The organism is Ensifer sp. Root423 (genome assembly GCF_001426275.1).
GTDB lineage: Bacteria > Pseudomonadota > Alphaproteobacteria > Rhizobiales > Rhizobiaceae > Ensifer > Ensifer adhaerens.
Genome location: NZ_LMEG01000043.1, coordinates 206,985 through 223,499 on the forward strand (window position 1 = coordinate 206,985; position 16,515 = coordinate 223,499).

Sequence of the window (16,515 nt, forward strand, 5' to 3'; positions counted from 1 at the left end):
CCCGCGCTGTCGCGCATCGGAAATTGACCCGGGAGGCCCGGCATGACGCCGGACTGGGTCCAGTGGAGGATCTCATGATTATCGAACAATCCGCGGAACCGCGCGGCAAGACACCTTTCTATCGCCATCTCTATGTCCAGGTTCTGGTGGCGATCGCCGCAGGCATCCTGCTCGGCCATTTCTATCCGTCGCTCGGCACCGAGCTGAAGCCGCTCGGCGACGCCTTCATCCGTCTCGTCAAGATGATCATCGCGCCGGTCATCTTCCTGACAGTCGCGACCGGCATCGCCGGCATGACCGATCTTGCCAAGGTCGGCCGCGTCGCCGGCAAGGCGATGATCTATTTCCTGACCTTCTCGACGCTCGCGCTGATCATCGGCCTGATCGTCGCCAATGTCGTCCAGCCGGGCGCCGGCATGCACATCGATCCGGCCTCGCTCGACGTCAAGGCGGTGACCACCTATGCCGAAAAGGCGCATGAGCAGACGATCACCGGCTTCCTGATGGGCATCATCCCGACGACGCTCGTCGGCGCCTTTGCCGATGGCGACATCCTGCAGGTGTTGTTCATCTCCGTGCTCTTCGGTCTGTCGCTTGCCATGGTCGGCAAGAAGGCAGAGCCCGTCGTCGACTTCCTGCACGCGCTGACGCTGCCGGTCTTCAAGCTCGTCGGCATCCTGATGAAGGCCGCCCCGATCGGCGCCTTTGGCGCGATGGCGTTTACCATCGGCAAATACGGCGTCGGCTCGATCGCCAACCTGGCGATGCTGATCGGCACCTTCTACATCACGTCCTTCCTCTTCGTGTTCGTCGTTCTTGGCGCGGTCGCCCGCTACAATGGCTTCTCGATCGTTGCGCTGATCCGTTACATCAAGGAAGAACTGCTCCTGGTGCTCGGCACGTCCTCGTCGGAAGCCGCTCTTCCGGGTCTGATGAGCAAGATGGAAAAGGCCGGCTGCAAGCGCTCGGTCGTTGGTCTGGTCATCCCGACCGGCTATTCCTTCAACCTCGACGGCACCAACATCTACATGACGCTGGCCGCGCTCTTCATCGCCCAGGCGATGGATATCCCGCTGTCGCTCGGCGATCAGGTGCTGCTGCTTCTCGTCGCGATGTTGAGCTCCAAGGGTGCTGCCGGCATCACCGGCGCCGGTTTCATCACGCTGGCTGCGACGCTTTCGGTCGTCCCGGCGGTGCCGGTCGCCGGCATGGCGCTGATCCTCGGCATCGACCGCTTCATGTCGGAATGCCGCGCGCTCACCAACTTCGTCGGCAATGCGGTCGCCACGATCGTCGTTGCGAAGTGGGAAGGCGAACTGGATGAAGCGCAGATGGCCGCGGTCCTTGGCGGCCGTGCGCCGGAGGCGCTGCCGCAGCCGGCCTTGCAGCCGGCGGAATGAGTTTGCCTCCCAAGGCATGACTGCAAAAAAGCAGTCCGAACGCGGTCCGTGGCAACACGGGCCGCGTCGTCGTTTGCGGCTATTGGCCGCTCAGCGTCATCTTCGATGTGTCCGGCGCGCCAGCGTTCAAGAAGCCGATGAACTCCCGGAGCATCGGCACCCGACGCGGACGGAAGCTCTCCTCCGTCGTGCTGATATCGACGATGCGGTCGACGCGGAACTTGCGGTAACCTTCTCGAAGGCAGCACCAGGCGAGAAGCACCAGAACCCGTTCCAGATAGACGATGGCAAGCGGCAAAACCTGCCGGTCGGTCCGCTGCCCCAAGGCATCCACATAGCCGATGATGACGGCGCGTTCCTGCCAGGAGGCTTCGCGCAGCAGGGAGACATCGACGGTTGGCGGCCCTCTCCTGTCGAAGCGATAGACCTGCGAGACTGCATGAAGCGCCTGGCGTTGCAACCGATCGGGCAGTGTCGCCGTTATCTTGGAAAGGACGGCGCGTGCCGCCGCGGCAAGATCCGGCTCGCCCATGTGCTGCACCTCGGCAAGGCCGAGCACCAGCGCCTCGATCTCCAGGCGGGTAAAGGTTTGCGGCGGCAAGGCGATATCCTCCGTCAGCCGGTAGCCGAAGCCGCGCTCGCCATCGATGACGGCGCCGGCGGCGCGCAGGCTGTCGATGTCCCGATAGAGCGAGCGCAACGACACGCCGGTTTCCTCGGCAAGGCGGGCCGCCGTTACCGGGGAGGGGAGTGTGCGCAGCGCCTGGAGCAGGCGGAACAGACGATCACTACGGGCCATGGCTGAAAGATAGACGAACCCTACTGACGAAAACTGGCAGTTGGCCGACTGTATAAGATCCGCATCGCCAAACGCAACCGAGGATCCAGACTATGCTGACACTCTTTCACGCCCCGCGCTCGCGCTCGTCGCGCATCATCACCCTGCTTCGCGAACTCGATGCTCTCGACAAGGTGGAAGTCGAGATCGTCGACATCACTCGCGGTGACGGCAGCGGTCGAAAGGATCCGGCGAACCCGCACCCGGAGGGTAAGGTGCCGCTGCTCGTTCATGACGGTGTGGTGCTCTGGGAAACCATTGCGATCATCCAATACCTGACCGACCTCTTCCCGGAAAAGGGGATGGCGCCGCATGCTGGCGATCCGCAGCGTGGCCGTTATCTCAGCTGGCTTGCCTGGTATGCCGGTGTGGTCGAGCCGGTGCTGATCGCGCAAGCCGCGGGGGTTTCGCATCCCTATTTCGACGCCACCTTCCGCGGCCCGACAGAGATGGCGGCACGCCTGGAAGACGCGTTGAAGGACAGTCCGTATCTGATGGGCGAGCACTACTCGGCGGCCGACCTGCTCTTGCATTCGCCCTTCGCCTGGTATCCCGCGGCAACGCCGGATAGCGCCGTCATCAAGGACTGGGTCGAGCGCTGTGGCGCGCGGCCGTCGCTACAATGGACCGCGGATTTCGATGCCCGGGTGGCAGCGGTAGCCTGACGGCGCCGGCAACGCGCCAACTCCGCCCCGGTTCCGGTCCGAAGGGGGCATGGTGGCCCAAGGCTATTTTCGCTTGAGATTGATCTCGCTCGTGACGATCCGCTTGCCGGAAGCGGGATCGACGTCGATCGTCTTCAACTGCATCCCGTTGGTGCCGACCTTGCGTAAGGTCAGGTCGGCACTGCGGTCGCCATTGACTTCCTTCGCCCATCGAATGGTGAGGTTGATCGCATCGCCGCGTCGTGTGCCGTTGAGCCCGGCGCGGCCGCCGCGGGGGCCGAGATAGGAGCCGCTATAGGTGGACCCGGTAAAGCGCAGCTTCGCGTCGATGGATCGCGAGATCAGCAGCATGCCGCGGCAGACGCCCTCCATCGATAGAGCGGCGTCGCTCGCCTTGGAACTGAAGTTGCAGGAAATGTTCATCGGAGACATGTGGGCACGGATGCGCACCGTTCCGGTGCCTGCCCAGTTGCCGCCGAGGGTCTTCAAGAACGCGCCCTCGTCTGCCCGTGAGGCACTCGTGGACGGCAAGATGAGTGCGGCCATCAGGAGCCATCGCCACATGCCTTGCACCTCCCATTTGCGTGGATGCTGCAACACCCCGTTGCCGCACATGAGCGTCAACGCAACATGTGGCGGCGAAGTTCCTCATTGGCTTCATTATCTGGCCGGATCTTACGATCGATCAACAATCGGGCACGCATCCGGGTAGCCATCAAAATGTGATCGCTGGCGCTGTTTTATCAGATTTGCCTGCACGTGCGCTGCTGTTTTCAATTTCCCGTATTAACGTTGATCTCTGAAACAGCGTCTCGTCGTCCCCATCCGTAAAAACGGGTAAAGACTTCGTTACCTTGTAAGTATAGACCTCGATCTGCGCTGTCTGTCCGATTTAGTTATTGGCCACCGGGGCGGGAGGGGGACTGGTTTATGTTCGGTGCTACGCGCTTTTTGCCTTTTTCAACCGATCCGGGTGCCCGGGTCCGCCTAAAGGCACCCGCCAGCCACCGGTTCATTTCACGCGGTCGCAAGCAACGAACAGCGGTTACGCTGTCTGGAGACTGCCCGTGACGGCGCGATCCGAATGTGTCCGATCCCCGGACGGCGAAATGCCGTTCACGCCTGCGCGGCTCGTCGGCGATCCGCTCTTTGGGGAGGCGTTGCGTCAGGCGGCCCTTCATATGGTTGCGATCCATGACGCCGCTCCGCGCATCGTGCGCTACACCGCCAGCCTGAGAAAATGGCTGCTCACCCAGGCCATCCTGACGCTGCATTTCGAGCGTCTGACCGACCCATCCCGCCCCGAACTGACGGCGGCAAGGCTGATCGACTTTATCGCCGGCAACAACGTAGCCAGCAAGAACACGGCAGCGGCGCACCTGGCCGAGATGCGCAACTATCGACTGCTTCTCGATGCGGAACAGGGCGGTGACAAGCGGATCAGGCCCCTGATCCTTTCCGATGTCGCCGAGGGCCTGATCCGGCAGTGGTTCGAGGGGCACCTTTCGTCGCTCGACAGGCTCGACGAGGGGACAAGGCTGGCGCAGTCGCAAACCGAGCCGACCTTGATGCATCATGCGCTCCCGCGTGCGATGCGGCGGCTCATCGCGGATCGCGCCTGGTGCGAGCCACCCGAAAGCATCGCCGCTTTCGTCTCGACGGAGTCAGGCAGCAACATCCTGCACGACCTGGTGGCGCGGCTGCCGACGGGCGTCCTGCCCGATCAGCGGATTTGGATCGGGCCCCTGAAGCCAGGTGAGATCTCCAGCCGCTACATCATCTCGCGCACCCATGCGCAGAGGGTTTTCGCGCGTGCCAGTGATCTCGGCGTTCTCGGCTGGGAGAGTTCCGGCAGCCGCGGTCCGCTCTGGATTTCGCGTGACCTGGTCGACGATTACCGCCATTGGCAAGCGGTCAAGTTTGCCGCACTCGATGAAGCCTTCGCCTGGGCAGCGTTGCAGGCAAGGTGAACGGCGGGCGCGGCCTGAGCGCGTGCAGATTGCTGCTTGCGATGCGTGCCGGTCGGCTGTCGCTTTCAGCAGGTGCTGACCCGCCCATGACGCTGGACGTGCGGCAGCAAGAAGCGGGACGGAAATCGGACCGCAGCCTGCCTACAGACTGTGCAGAACCTGCGTCGCCTTCACCGCGGCAGACGCCCGGTTCTCGACGCCGAGCTTCACATAGATCTGCTCCAGATGCTTGGTGACCGTGCGCGCGCTCAAGCCGAGGATCTCGCCGATGTCGCGGTTCGCCTTGCCCTTGGCGATCCACAGCAGCACCTCCGATTCCCTTGGGGTCAATGCGAAGTGCTGGCGCAACACCGCATCGTCGGAGCGGCGGTTTTCGGCTGTGAGGCGGAAGAGATGTTCATTCGGGCCGATCGAGCCGAGGAAGGATATCTGCAGGGACGACTGCTCGGGCTGGTCGAGCGTGAAGGTGCCGTCGTCGGGCGCTCCGGTGCGCAGGCGGTTTGCCATCCAGCCCGCGATGCGCCGGGTGACGATCGCCATGCCATCGTCGCGGCCGGTTGCGGCGTTGACGAGACGCGTCGCCTGCGGCGTCGACCAGCAGACGCTTCCGTCGCTGCGCACCGCGAGCAGATGGCGGCCGGCCGCGTCAAGTGCGACCCGTGCGCTCTGGGCCGAACGCGCGTTCGAGAGATGGACGCGAATGCGCGCCCTCAGCTCATCGATGTTGATCGGCTTGGTCAGATAGTCGACGCCGCCGGCCTCGAGCGCACGCACCACATGTTCGGTCTCGGTCAGCCCGGTCATGAACAGCACCGGCGTCTGGCCGACGGCGGCGTTGCCCTTGAGGCGTCGGCAGGTCTCGAAGCCATCGATCCCGGGCATGACGGCATCGAGCAGAATGACGTCGGGCGTGATGCGCTCGGCGATCGAAAGGGCGGCGCTGCCGGAGGTCGCGATCAGCACGGAAAAGCCGGATTGCTCCAGCGCTTCCGTCAAGAAACCAAGCGCCTCCGGGGAATCGTCGACGAGAAGCACGATGTCGCGGCGGTCGTTGGCCTCAGCCATGGGCGTCGTCTCCGTTGGCTGCGTTGTTCTTGAGGAAAGCGTCGTAGCCCGAGAGGTCGAAGGCCTGCACATAGGCGCGGGCGGCCTCAGCGAAGGGCTGGTGCTCGGGCTGCAGGGCAATCTCCGTCAGTTTGGCTTCGATGCCCCTGACATAGCCGATCTCTCCAAGGCGGATCAGCTCTTCCACGTGATAGGCGTCGGGGCGCGTCAACGGTTCGGCCGCCGGCGACGGGTGTGCTTGCTTCTCCTCTCCCTCGTGAACCCAAGTGAGGCCAAGGTGTACGGCGAGCTTGTCGGCGAGTTGCCCGACGGGGAAGGGCTTGGCGAGCGTGTCGTTGTGGCCGCGGAATGCTCCGGTCGCCGAGCCATCGCCGATATTGGCCGAAAGCATGATGATCGGCGCGATCTGCCCGCCCTGGCGCAGCCGCTCGACAAGCTCCCAGCCGCTCATGCCCGGCATCGAGATATCGATCAGGAAGAGGTCGGCGCCGAGGTCTTGAAGCAGCGCCAGACAATCGGCTCCGGACGCGGCCGTCAGCACCGTGAAGTCCATCGGCACGAGGATCTCGCGCATGAGGTCGCGATGGTCGGCATTGTCGTCGACGATGACGATGGTGCGGCGCGGGCCGAGATAGGAGGTGATACGGCGCGGGGCTGCGGGAGGTAGCGGACGATCTACCGCCGACAGCATCAGCCGGACGCGGAAGGTGGTGCCTTGCCCAGGCGTGCTGGTGACTGCGATTTCGCCGCCGAGCGTCTGCGTCAGGAGCCGCGTGATCGTCAGGCCGAGGCCGAGGCCCGGCATACTACCGAGATGCTCGGCCTCGCCGCGCTGGAACGGATCGAAGATGCGCGGCAAATCCTTGTCGGCAATGCCGCGGCCGCTGTCGGCAATCGTGAAGGTCGCCACCTGGCTGCGATAGGCGACATCCAGGCGGATGCCGCCACGCTCGGTGAACTTCAATGCGTTGGATAGGAGATTGACGAGGATCTGCCGCAGGCGCTTTTCGTCGGTCTTCACATGGCGTGGCAGGCCGCTAGCGCGCTCGTGCTCGAAGCTGATGCCCTTGGCCAATGCCTGCGGCCGAAACATTTCGACGATCTGGTCGAGGAAATCGTGAATGTTGATCTCATTGGAATAGACCTGCAGCTTGCCGGCCTCGATCTTCGAGATATCCAAGAGGCCGTCAATCAGGCCGGAAAGATGGTCGGCGCTGCGCTTGATCACCTTGATCGCGCCCTGACGCGCCGGGGGGATCGTCTCGTCGCGCTCCAGAACCTGGGCGTAGCCGAGCACGGCGTTGAGAGGCGTGCGAAGCTCATGGCTGAGGCCGACGACATAGCGGCTCTTGGCGCGGTTGGCTGCTTCCGCTGTTTCCTTTGCCTGCTGGAGTGCGGCGTCGGTCTTCTTGTGGGCGGCGATTTCCTTCAGAAGCAGGGTGTTCTGGCGCGAGGATTCTTCTTCGGCGACGACGCGGCTGTCATGGGCGAGCACGTAGAACCAGGAGACGATACCAGCGAGCACGGCAAAGACGAAGAAGACGACGGCGACCGTGCGCTCGACGACCGCAGCGATCTCGGGAGATGTGCCGGCGGTCTGGTGGGCGATCATCGCGAGGATGAGGCCGATGCCGGCGATCGACAGCACCGCAGAGATCGCGTAGCGGCCGAGCCGCGTCGCGAGCTTTTCCGTGACGGTGCGTGGAAGCAACGTGGTCGCGACGGTCGCGACCTGGGCGTTGAAGCGGGCCTTCGGCTTGCACATGTCGTGGCAGCGGCTGTCGAGCGAGCAGCAGAGCGAGCAGATCGGCGCTGCATAGGCGGGGCACCAGGCCATGTCCTCCGGCTCGAACGGATGCTCGCAGATCGAGCAGGTGATGTCCATCCGGTTGGCCCAGCTCCTGCGCGGCTTGCGCGCGAGATAGAACTTGCCGTCGGTGCCCCAGGCAATCAGCGGCGAGGCGATGAAGGCGACGACCAGCGCGATGTATGGCGCGAGCGAGGCGGCAATCTCGCCGAAGGCACCGAAATGCGCTGTCAGCGCCACGGTCGCCGAGATCGCCATCGCGCCGAGACCCACAGGGTTGATGTCGTAGAGATGGGCGCGCTTGAACTCGATGCCGGGAGGCGACAGGCCGAGCGGCTTATTGATGAAAAGATCGGCCGAAATCGTGCAAAGCCAGGCCATGGCGATAATGGAGAAGACGCCAAGCGTTTCTTCAAGCAGCCGATAGATGCCGAGCTCCATCAAAAGGAGCGCGATCGCGACGTTGAAGACCAGCCAGACGACCCGGCCCGGATGGCTGTGGGTGAGCCGCGAGAAGAAGTTCGACCAGGCGAGCGACCCGGCATAGGCGTTCATGACGTTGATCTTCAACTGCGACACGACGACGAAGGCGACCATCAGGAGAAGTGCTGCCGTATCGGAGGGGATCATGTAGCCGAAGGCGGTGTAGTACATCTGCGCCGGATCGGCGGCTTTGGTCGAAGGCACACCGGCAGAAAGCGCCAGCACCACCAGGAACGAGCCGGCGAGCAGTTTGGGCGCGCCGACGATCACCCAGCCGGAACCGGCGAGAAAGACGGCGATGCGGTGGTGCAGCTTGCGCTGTCCGTCCGGCGGCAGGAAGCGCAGGAAGTCGACCTGTTCGCCGATCTGCGCCATCAGCGCGAAGATGACGGCAGAGGCCGCACCGAATTCGACGAGGTCAAAAGGCGCGAAGGTACCCGGAGGACCCGAGGCGTGATGCATGCCCGCATAGGCGAGCCAGGCGCCGACCTTCTCCCAATCGGCAAAGGCGATGAAGACGAAGGGCAGGACGTTGAGCACGATCCAGAACGGCTGCGTGATCAACTGGAACTTGCTGATCAGCCGCACGCCATGGGTGACGAGCGGGATCACGACGACGGCGCTCAGGATGTAGCCGATCCAGAGCGGTATGCCGAGCGCCAGTTCGAGTGCGCCCGACATGATCGAGGCCTCGATCGCAAAGAGGATGAAGGTGAAGCTGGCATAAATCAGCGAGGTCACCGTCGAGCCGATATAGCCGAAGCTGGCGCCGCGGGTGAGCAGATCGATGTCGACACCGTGGCGGATCGCATAGCGGCTGATCGGCAGGCCCACGGTCAGGATCATCAGGCTGGCGACGACGATCGCAACGATCGCATTGGTGGTGCCATAGGACATGGTGATGGCGCCACCGATCGCTTCCAGCGCCAGAAAGGAGATCGCGCCGATGGCGGTCTGGGAAATGCGTTCGGAAGAGAAGCGCCGGGCGCTCTTGGCGGTGAAGCGCAGCGCATAGTCTTCAAGCGTCTGGTTGGCGACCCAACGATTGTATTCCCGCCGGACGGGAATGATGCGCTGGCGTGCCGCCATGGGGGTCCTAACGTGCTATCGCGGTAGTCTCTGCCTTTTTTCTTAGCACGGAAATTTTCTGCTTAAAATTGCTGCAATCGTAAAATGTGTCGGTAAAGCGGAAAATATGAGCGTGCCGAAATCGGATGCCCCATACTTTGAGAATGAGATCAGTTGCGGAGTGCAGCGGCCGTCAGTTGGGCCGGCAATAGATCGGATTGCTGATGGCCCGGCGGATCGTCTGTTTCGAGAGATCGTCCTCCGAGAGCGCCCAGGGCAAATTTTTGCCGTAGACGGCCTCCCGGAATGTCTCGACGATCGCGCTCCGGTTGGCGGCCGCGGCGATTTCGGTCCGCAGGAACCGATCGGGCGAACCGGCATAGTGGGCGGTCCAGTCGTCAGCTTCGATGGTCTCTTCACCGACGATGCCGGAAGCGTCTAGCCACAGCAGCCGGTCGCCCTTGGCGCCGCGAGCCAAGGCCTCTGCGGTCACAGGGCCAACCACGGTCGATCCCATCGGTTGGCCGTTGGCGATCAGTTCGAGATGCGGGCCGGTGGGGCTTTCCGTCACGTAGCCGTGGCCCGATCTCATCGTGGCGAGCACGGCGTCTTCGGAGAGTTCATTGAGCCAGAGCACCGTCGTCGGGCGGGCGAGCACCAGCGGTGCCTCCGGCATTAGCCGCGCGGGCTGGTGGAAATCGCTGCCGCCGATGGCGGAGATCTTCAGGCCCGAGGCGAGGCGCTGCTGGTAGCGCTCGAGCGACACCCAGTTCCAGGCGAGCCAATGGGATTGCCAGACCTCCATGCAGTCGATCTCAGGCAGTTCGTAGTCCCAGGGGATGGTCGGCTTGTCGTGGTTGACCGAGAGCAGGCCGCCGCGCTCATGCACCATGCTCGCGAGCGTGCGAGCATGCTCCGGCTTCGTCATGCGAAAATCGACCCAATCGTCGACGCCGAAGACATTGGCGTGGCCGACGGCGGTGGTGATTTCCATGGCGCGGATGAAGATGAGGTCGGCGGAGGAATGCGGATGGAAGTAGCGCCGCTGGGTGATGGTGTTGTGGTCGGCGACCGCAAGAAAATCGAGACCCGCCTGTTTGGCGGCGGCGTGCAGCAGTTCGGGCGAGCCAGCCGCATCCGAGTGGAAGGTGTGGCAGTGCAGATCGCCGCGATACCATCCGGACTGTTTGCGCACGGGGAACGTTCTTTCCGGCTGCGGCACGATGGAGCGCGGGCTTCTGTCGAAATCGACCGTCACGCGAATCTCGGCGCCTTCTTCGGGGATCTTGTAGAGGCCGAGCATCACCTTCCACTGGCCGGGCGGCATCTCGCCGTGAATGTAGCCGGGCGTGGCGTCGTCGGTAGCGATGAAGAAACGGTCACGCGCGCCACCGCTCCAGCCGCGAAAACCCTGGCCGGTCGGATACTCGGTCGCCCGCGGATCAAGCGCGCCGAGATCGATGATGCATGCCTCTGACTTCGGATAGCTGAGCGTCGCGTCGATGCGCGTTACACCTTCGGGCACCTCGAAGGGCAGATAGAAATAGGGATCGGCCGCCTGATGCTTACGGGTGATGCGCACGGCAAATTCCTGCATGGCGGCCTCAGCGTTCGTCTGCCGCGGGAATGCGGGCGCCGCTGTCGTCGAAGAGGGTGATGTGCCTGGCGTCGAAGGCGAGATGGACTGAGGTTCCGACCTTGATCTCGTCGTCGGTGAAGATGCGCGCGGTGACGCGACCGTTGTCGCCGCGCTCCAACGTGACGAGGCTCTCCGGCCCCATGTTCTCGTTGGCGAAGAGTTCGCCGGAAACCACGTTCAGGTCGCCTGCGGCCGCGATACGCAAATGTTCGGGGCGGACACCGAGTGTCATCCTGGCTGATTTCGCCGCCTTGGCGATGGCGTCGGTGAGCGCGATCGGTGCGAGCTTCAGGCCATCGGCGCGCAGGTGCAGGGCGCCATCGCCGATGGATGCTTCGACGGGGACGAGGTTCATCGGCGGATTGCCGACGAAGTTGGCGACGAAGGTCGTTGCGGGCCGGCGGTAAATCTCGATCGGCGGCGCGAACTGCACGATCCGGCCCTTGTCCATGACGGCGATGCGGGTTGCGAGCGCCATGGCTTCGGCCTGGTCGTGCGTGACATAGACGGCGGTCATGCCCATGTCGCGCTGCAGGTGGTTGAGGAAGCCGCGCGCTTCGAGCCGCAGCTTGGCATCGAGGTTCGAAAGCGGTTCGTCGAAAAGATAGACCTCGCTCGGATAGACGAGCGCACGTGCCAGCGACGTGCGCTGCTGCTGGCCGCCGGAGATCTGGCTCGGAAGCCGCTTCATCAGGTCGCCGATCTTGAGGATGTCGGCCACTTCCTTGGCGCGGGCGTGGCGCTTGGTCTCCTGCTCGCCGCGCACCTTCAAGGGATAGGCGATGTTGTCGGCGATGTTCATGTGCGGGTAGAGCGCATAGTCCTGAAAGACCATGGAGATGCCGCGGTCCTTCGGATGCAGGTAGGTGACGTCGCGGCCGCCGATCATCACCCGGCCAGAGGTTGGCGTTTCGAGACCTGCGATCATGCGCAGGCTCGTCGTCTTGCCGCAGCCCGACGGGCCGAGCAGGCAGATGAACTCGCCGTCGGCGATCTGGAAGCTGATGTCGGGCACGGCGACGAAGGCGCCGAAGGTCTTGGAGATGTTCTGGAATTCGACAGAGGCCATGACGGGTTTCCGATTACGACTTGATGCCACCAAAGAACCGGAAACCGAATTTCCAATTCACGAAGAGATAGAGGGCGATGACCGGCAGCGAATAGATCAGCGAATAGGCGGCCAGCAGCGTGACGATCGGCGTGCCGGCTTCCGAGTAGAAGGAGTAGATGGCGACGGATGCCGGCATCAGCTTGTCGCTGCGCAACAGGATGAAGGGGATGAGGAAGCTGCCCCAGATGTTGACGAAGGCCCAGACGACAACCACGACGATGCCCGGCCGGATGACCGGCAGCGCCACATCGAAGAACGCCTGGAGCGGAGAGGCGCCGGCGACCATCGCGCTCTCCTCATAGGAGCGCGGGATGGCGTCGATGAAATCGCGAAGAATGAACATCGCTGTCGGCAACAGCCCGCCGGCAAAGACGAGAATGACGGCAAGATGGGTGTCGATCAGGCCTGCCGCGGAGATGATGAGGAAAATCGGCACCATCGCCGCCGAGCCTGAAACGACCGACGAGAAGAGCAGCAGGATATAGGTGACGGCGCCCTTGCCCGGGATCGGTGAGCGCGAGAGGGCATAGGCCGCAAGCGTCGCCGCCGCGCCGACCAGCACCACGCCGCCCGCCGCCTGGATGAGACTGTTCAGCAGCGCCTGCATCGCGAAGGTGTTCTGGAAGACGGTGGCAAAATTCGAAAGCGTGAAGGGCGAGGGGATGGCAAGGCCGAGTTCGGCACGGGCATTGAAGGGTGCAAAGATGAACCAGACGAGCGGCAGTGCGAAGATCGTTCCGAGGAAGGTGGCGGCGGCGGCAAAGATCGCGCGCCGCACGAAGATGTTCTGAGTCTTCTGCATCATTCCGCCTCCACCGGCTTCTTGTGGGCAAGGCGAAGATAGATGAGCGCGAAGGCGAGATTGATCAGCATGATGACCACGCCGACGGCAGCGCCCTTGCCGAACTCGAAGTCCTTGAACGCGATGCGGTAGGTGTAGATCGACAGGATCTCGGTGCGATAGGACGGCCCGCCATGGGTGAGCAGGAACGGCGTGAAGACGTTGAAGGTCCACATGGTGATGAGGATCAGATCGGTGACGACATGGCCGCGGATCAGCGGCAGCGCGATGTCGCGCAGCTTCTGCCACGAGGTGGCGCCCGCGACATCGGCTGCCTGGAAATAACTCGGCGGGATCGACTGGAAGGCCGAGTTGAACAGCATCATCGAGAAGGCGGCGCCCCGCCAGGTGTTGAAGAACACGATCACCCAGAACGGTTGCTGCAGCAGCCAGTCGCCCGGCGGCAGACCGAGGCCGCGCAGGATCATGTTGAGCGTGCCGTTGTCGTAATCGAGGAACGCGAACCAGGCAAAGCCGATCACCACCTCCGGCAAGATCCAGGCGGCGATGACCGCGGTTTGCAGGAAGGATTTGAGCGTCGGCGTGACCGTCTGGCTGAGCCAGGCGAGCAGCAGCCCGAGCAACGCCTGGCCGATCAGCGCCGAGAGCAGCACGAACTGGATCGTCAGGATCAGCGAAAAGCCGAACTGGCCGCGGGTAAAGAAGGTCGCCGGATTGAAGAGCGCGAAATAGTTCTGCAGGCCGACGAAATCGGGGTCGACGGCCGTGCGGCCGAGCAGTGTGCGGTTGGTGAAGGAAACGAAAATCACCCAGAAGAAGGGAACGATGACGAAGACCCCGACGAGGGCCGTGGCCGGTGCCAGAAAAAGCGCGCCGGCGCGCGTCGAAAGCAGGGAGAATTTCTTCATGCGCGTTTCATGCCCATATCCTGGATCGGGAGCCCGGCCACGGATGGCAGCCGGGCGCTCTGTCGTTGGATCGAAGCGCGAGGGGGCCTCGTTGCGGCCGCATCCCGCATTGGCTTTAGAGCGTGCTGACGGTGTTTTCTTCACCGACGATGGCGATGACGGCCGCCTTGTACTGGGCCATCGCGTCCTCAGGCGAGAGCTCGCCGGAAACGACGCTTTCGGTCATGCGCTGGATCTCGGTCGAGACCTTGTTGTAATTGGCGTCGTTCGGACGGGCCGTGGTGATCGGCAGCAGCGTCGTTGCCGTTTCCGTCAGGAACGGCGAGTTCGGGATCGCCACGTCGTCGCGGATGCGGATGGCGGGCTGGATTTCCTGGAACGCGTCGAGCTGCTCCTTGCTGTTCATGAACGAGAGCAGCGCCCAGGATTCGGCAGGCGCGTCCGTATGCGGATTGATGACGAAGCCGGTGCCGCCGGACATCGTGACGAAATCCTGGCCGCGTAAGCCCTTTCCGGGTGCTGCGGCGGGCATCTTCTTCCAGGTCATGGTGTTGTCGCGATCGGCGACGGCGAATTCGGCGCCGGGCGCTGTGACCGAGCGATAGAACCAGTCGCCCTCGACGAGCATCGCCGTCTTGCCATCGCGGAAATTGGCGAAGGTGCGGTTGCGGCCGTCGGCAAGCAGCTGCGCGCGCTGGTCGCCGAGCTTGTCGTCGACATAGATGGTCTTGTAGAGCTTCAGCGTGTCGAGGATGCCCTGGCTCGAAACGATATATTTGCCGCTGTCGTCGGTGACCTGTTCGCCGGTGCCGAGCAGCGCCATCCAGTAGCCCTGCATCGTGGTCGCCTCGCCCATGGAGACGCCGGCGTTGAGCTGCAACGGGAAGCTGTCGGGGGCGGCCGCCTTGATCTTGCGGGCGGCGTCGAGCAACTCATCCCAGGACTTCGGCTGCCAGCTGTCGGCATCGAGCCCAGCCGATTTGAAGAGGTCCTTGCGCACGAAGATCATGCGGGCGTCGGTGCCGAGCGCGATGCCATAGGGCTTGCCCTGGTAGCTCATCAGCGCCTTGGTGCCGTCGGAGATATGCTGCCAGCCCTCCCACTTCGGAACGTCTGGGCCGGCCACTTCCTCGAGCGACTTCAGGAGATTGCCCTGGACGAAGCTCGGGATCAGGAAGCCGTCGAAGCCGGAGACATCAGGGCCGGCGCCGGTGGAGAAATCGAGCGCGAGCTGCTGCGTCAGCTGCTCGTCCTCGCCGCCGAACTGGGTGAGCTTGACGGTGACGTCCTTGCCTTCGGCCTTCATCTTCTCGGTAAAGGCCGGAATGACCTTCTTTTCGATCCACTCGGCCATGCCGCTGTTTACGCCGCCGATGATGCAGCGGCAGGTGATGTTGAGTTCGGTGGCGCTCACTGGTGCTGCAAAGGCGATGGCCGCGGCTGCGCCGAGCAATAGGGAATGAAACCTGGTACGCATGTTTTCTCCTCCCGGTCGATCCACTCAAGGACCTATGTGTCTGGCTGCGACAGTCCGTCCCTCCTCCAGGTCCGGCGTCTCGACGACGGTCAAGAATGAACACGCTTTCATCTTTGTCAACATGGATCATGTGTTCCGTTGGTAAAAATCGGCGGAATACCTATTCCGCTTGACGAAATCGTCGCGTTGCTCTCTTTTGTGAATGAACACGTTTTCATTTTGTGACGGATAGATGAACGAGCGCGCCGACAAGAAAGCTGCCCGAGCCACCGCAGACCAGGTGGCGCGCGAGGCCAATGTTTCCCGTGTGGCGGTCTCGCGGGCCTTCAATCCGAATGCGTCGCTGAAGCCGGAAAAGCGCGACCGCATCCTGCAGGTGGCGCGGGAGCTGAACTACACGCCCGACATGGCGGCACGCTCGCTGGTGACCGGTCGCTCGCATCTCGTCGGCATGATCGTGCCCGACGTCTGCAGCCCCTGGGAGAGCCAGGAGATCGACGCGTTGACGACGGCGCTGCAGGCGGAGGGCTTCGCGACGCTGCTCTTCAAGGCCAAGGCTGATTTCAGCATGGATCCGCGCCTGCTCACCTACATGCGCGGCTTCAATCCGGATTCCGTGATCGCCTTTACCGAGAACATCCTGCCCGATGTGCTCTGCGGCTTTCTCGACCGCGCGGTGCCGATCTACGTGATCTACGACGACGTGAAGCAGTTTGCAGGCGCCGCATCCGGTACGCTCTATGACCGCCTGCTCGTCCGGCAGAAAAACGGCATCGAGCAGGCGGTGGCCCTGCTTCAGGGCTATGGCGCGCGCCGCATCGCCTATCTCGGCGGCAAGGCGCAGTCGCTCGCCAATGCCGAGCGCGAGCGCACACTGAAGGAGACGCTCGCGGAGCGCGGCATGGATGCGCCGATCGTGCTTGCCGGCGATTACACCTACGACACCGCCTACCAGGCGACGCTCGATCTGTTCCGCATCGGCGAAGGTGCCGATGCGATCTTTGCGGCCAATGACGTCGGCGCCTTCGGCGCGATCGACGCGCTGCGCCACGAGCTCGGGCTTTCCGTGCCTGAGGACGTCAAGGTCGTCGGTTTCGACGACATCCCGCAGGCGCACTGGAAGAGCTACAACCTCACCACCGTGCGCATCGACCTCGAAGAGCGCGTACGTGCGCTCGTCCGCCTCATCCTGATGCGGCTTCGTGCGCCCGATGCCGAGCCGTTTACCGAGACACTCAACACCCGCCTGATCGTGCGGGGCACCGTCGGCTGAAGGTAGCGA

General features: G+C 63.4%; 13 protein-coding genes. 4 read left to right on the plus strand and 9 right to left on the minus strand.

What is annotated here, in order from left to right:
* The first annotated feature begins 74 nt into the window (after window positions 1-74).
* Window positions 75-1,400, plus strand: a complete 1,326-nt coding sequence (locus ASD01_RS26260) for a dicarboxylate/amino acid:cation symporter (RefSeq protein WP_034805703.1) — start codon at window positions 75-77, stop codon at window positions 1,398-1,400.
* A 79-nt stretch (window positions 1,401-1,479) separates the two neighbouring features.
* Here ASD01_RS26260 and ASD01_RS26265 read toward each other — a convergent pair whose 3' ends face one another.
* The gene (locus ASD01_RS26265) at window positions 1,480-2,199 is read right to left on the minus strand and encodes a helix-turn-helix transcriptional regulator (protein WP_060644660.1); all 720 of its coding nucleotides are present in this window, start codon (window positions 2,197-2,199) and stop codon (window positions 1,480-1,482) included.
* Between the two features lie 92 nt (window positions 2,200-2,291).
* On the opposite strand from ASD01_RS26265, the gene ASD01_RS26270 reads away from it, so the two are divergent.
* Entirely contained in the window at window positions 2,292-2,903 is a 612-nt protein-coding gene (locus ASD01_RS26270) for a glutathione S-transferase family protein (protein ID WP_060644662.1), read from the plus strand.
* A gap of 63 nt (window positions 2,904-2,966) precedes the next feature.
* On the opposite strand, the gene ASD01_RS26275 is transcribed toward ASD01_RS26270, so the two are convergent.
* Complete coding sequence (locus ASD01_RS26275) at window positions 2,967-3,467, minus strand: hypothetical protein (RefSeq protein WP_034805724.1); 501 nt, start codon at window positions 3,465-3,467, stop codon at window positions 2,967-2,969.
* A 545-nt stretch (window positions 3,468-4,012) separates the two neighbouring features.
* Between ASD01_RS26275 and ASD01_RS26280 the strand changes: the two genes are divergently transcribed.
* Window positions 4,013-4,873, plus strand: coding sequence for a hypothetical protein (locus tag ASD01_RS26280; RefSeq protein ID WP_060644663.1), 861 nt, complete (start codon window positions 4,013-4,015; stop codon window positions 4,871-4,873).
* A 141-nt stretch (window positions 4,874-5,014) separates the two neighbouring features.
* Here the strand turns inward: ASD01_RS26280 and ASD01_RS26285 are convergent, their stop codons facing one another.
* The 7 genes from ASD01_RS26285 to ASD01_RS26315 all read right to left on the minus strand — a co-directional run bounded on the left by ASD01_RS26285 (window position 5,015) and on the right by ASD01_RS26315 (window position 15,233).
* On the minus strand, window positions 5,015-5,938 hold the full coding sequence (locus ASD01_RS26285) for a response regulator transcription factor (protein ID WP_060601704.1): 924 nt from the start codon (window positions 5,936-5,938) through the stop codon (window positions 5,015-5,017).
* Complete coding sequence (locus ASD01_RS26290; RefSeq protein ID WP_060644665.1) at window positions 5,931-9,317, minus strand: hybrid sensor histidine kinase/response regulator; 3,387 nt, start codon at window positions 9,315-9,317, stop codon at window positions 5,931-5,933. Before ASD01_RS26290 ends, ASD01_RS26285 begins: the two co-directional genes overlap by 8 nt.
* Window positions 9,318-9,489: 172 nt before the next feature.
* The gene (locus ASD01_RS26295; RefSeq protein ID WP_060644667.1) at window positions 9,490-10,893 is read right to left on the minus strand and encodes a CehA/McbA family metallohydrolase; all 1,404 of its coding nucleotides are present in this window, start codon (window positions 10,891-10,893) and stop codon (window positions 9,490-9,492) included.
* 7 nt (window positions 10,894-10,900) lie between these two features.
* Window positions 10,901-12,004 carry an ABC transporter ATP-binding protein gene (locus tag ASD01_RS26300; RefSeq protein ID WP_060644669.1) on the minus strand — a complete coding sequence of 368 codons (1,104 nt, stop codon included), beginning with the start codon at window positions 12,002-12,004 and terminating at the stop codon, window positions 10,901-10,903.
* Between the two features lie 13 nt (window positions 12,005-12,017).
* Window positions 12,018-12,848 carry a carbohydrate ABC transporter permease gene (locus tag ASD01_RS26305; RefSeq protein ID WP_029742802.1) on the minus strand — a complete coding sequence of 277 codons (831 nt, stop codon included), beginning with the start codon at window positions 12,846-12,848 and terminating at the stop codon, window positions 12,018-12,020.
* Entirely contained in the window at window positions 12,848-13,756 is a 909-nt protein-coding gene (locus ASD01_RS26310; protein WP_060601700.1) for a carbohydrate ABC transporter permease, read from the minus strand. Before ASD01_RS26310 ends, ASD01_RS26305 begins: the two co-directional genes overlap by 1 nt.
* Window positions 13,757-13,871: 115 nt before the next feature.
* Window positions 13,872-15,233, minus strand: coding sequence for an extracellular solute-binding protein (locus ASD01_RS26315; protein WP_029742799.1), 1,362 nt, complete (start codon window positions 15,231-15,233; stop codon window positions 13,872-13,874).
* A 232-nt stretch (window positions 15,234-15,465) separates the two neighbouring features.
* On the opposite strand from ASD01_RS26315, the gene ASD01_RS26320 reads away from it, so the two are divergent.
* A complete protein-coding gene (locus tag ASD01_RS26320; RefSeq protein WP_029742798.1) occupies window positions 15,466-16,506 on the plus strand; it encodes a LacI family DNA-binding transcriptional regulator in 1,041 nt (346 codons plus the stop codon).
* Window positions 16,507-16,515 lie beyond the last annotated feature (9 nt).

Coding starts and splice junctions, on each gene's coding strand:
- ASD01_RS26275 (WP_034805724.1), bottom strand. CDS start 3,467: ATGTGGCGATGGCTCCTGATGGCCGCACTCATCTTGCCGTCCACGAGT.
- ASD01_RS26315 (WP_029742799.1), bottom strand. CDS start 15,233: ATGCGTACCAGGTTTCATTCCCTATTGCTCGGCGCAGCCGCGGCCATC.
- ASD01_RS26290 (WP_060644665.1), bottom strand. CDS start 9,317: ATGGCGGCACGCCAGCGCATCATTCCCGTCCGGCGGGAATACAATCGT.
- ASD01_RS26310 (WP_060601700.1), bottom strand. CDS start 13,756: ATGAAGAAATTCTCCCTGCTTTCGACGCGCGCCGGCGCGCTTTTTCTG.
- ASD01_RS26260 (WP_034805703.1), top strand. CDS start 75: ATGATTATCGAACAATCCGCGGAACCGCGCGGCAAGACACCTTTCTAT.
- ASD01_RS26270 (WP_060644662.1), top strand. CDS start 2,292: ATGCTGACACTCTTTCACGCCCCGCGCTCGCGCTCGTCGCGCATCATC.
- ASD01_RS26295 (WP_060644667.1), bottom strand. CDS start 10,893: ATGCAGGAATTTGCCGTGCGCATCACCCGTAAGCATCAGGCGGCCGAT.
- ASD01_RS26320 (WP_029742798.1), top strand. CDS start 15,466: ATGAACGAGCGCGCCGACAAGAAAGCTGCCCGAGCCACCGCAGACCAG.
- ASD01_RS26265 (WP_060644660.1), bottom strand. CDS start 2,199: ATGGCCCGTAGTGATCGTCTGTTCCGCCTGCTCCAGGCGCTGCGCACA.
- ASD01_RS26305 (WP_029742802.1), bottom strand. CDS start 12,848: ATGCAGAAGACTCAGAACATCTTCGTGCGGCGCGCGATCTTTGCCGCC.
- ASD01_RS26285 (WP_060601704.1), bottom strand. CDS start 5,938: ATGGCTGAGGCCAACGACCGCCGCGACATCGTGCTTCTCGTCGACGAT.
- ASD01_RS26280 (WP_060644663.1), top strand. CDS start 4,013: ATGCCGTTCACGCCTGCGCGGCTCGTCGGCGATCCGCTCTTTGGGGAG.
- ASD01_RS26300 (WP_060644669.1), bottom strand. CDS start 12,004: ATGGCCTCTGTCGAATTCCAGAACATCTCCAAGACCTTCGGCGCCTTC.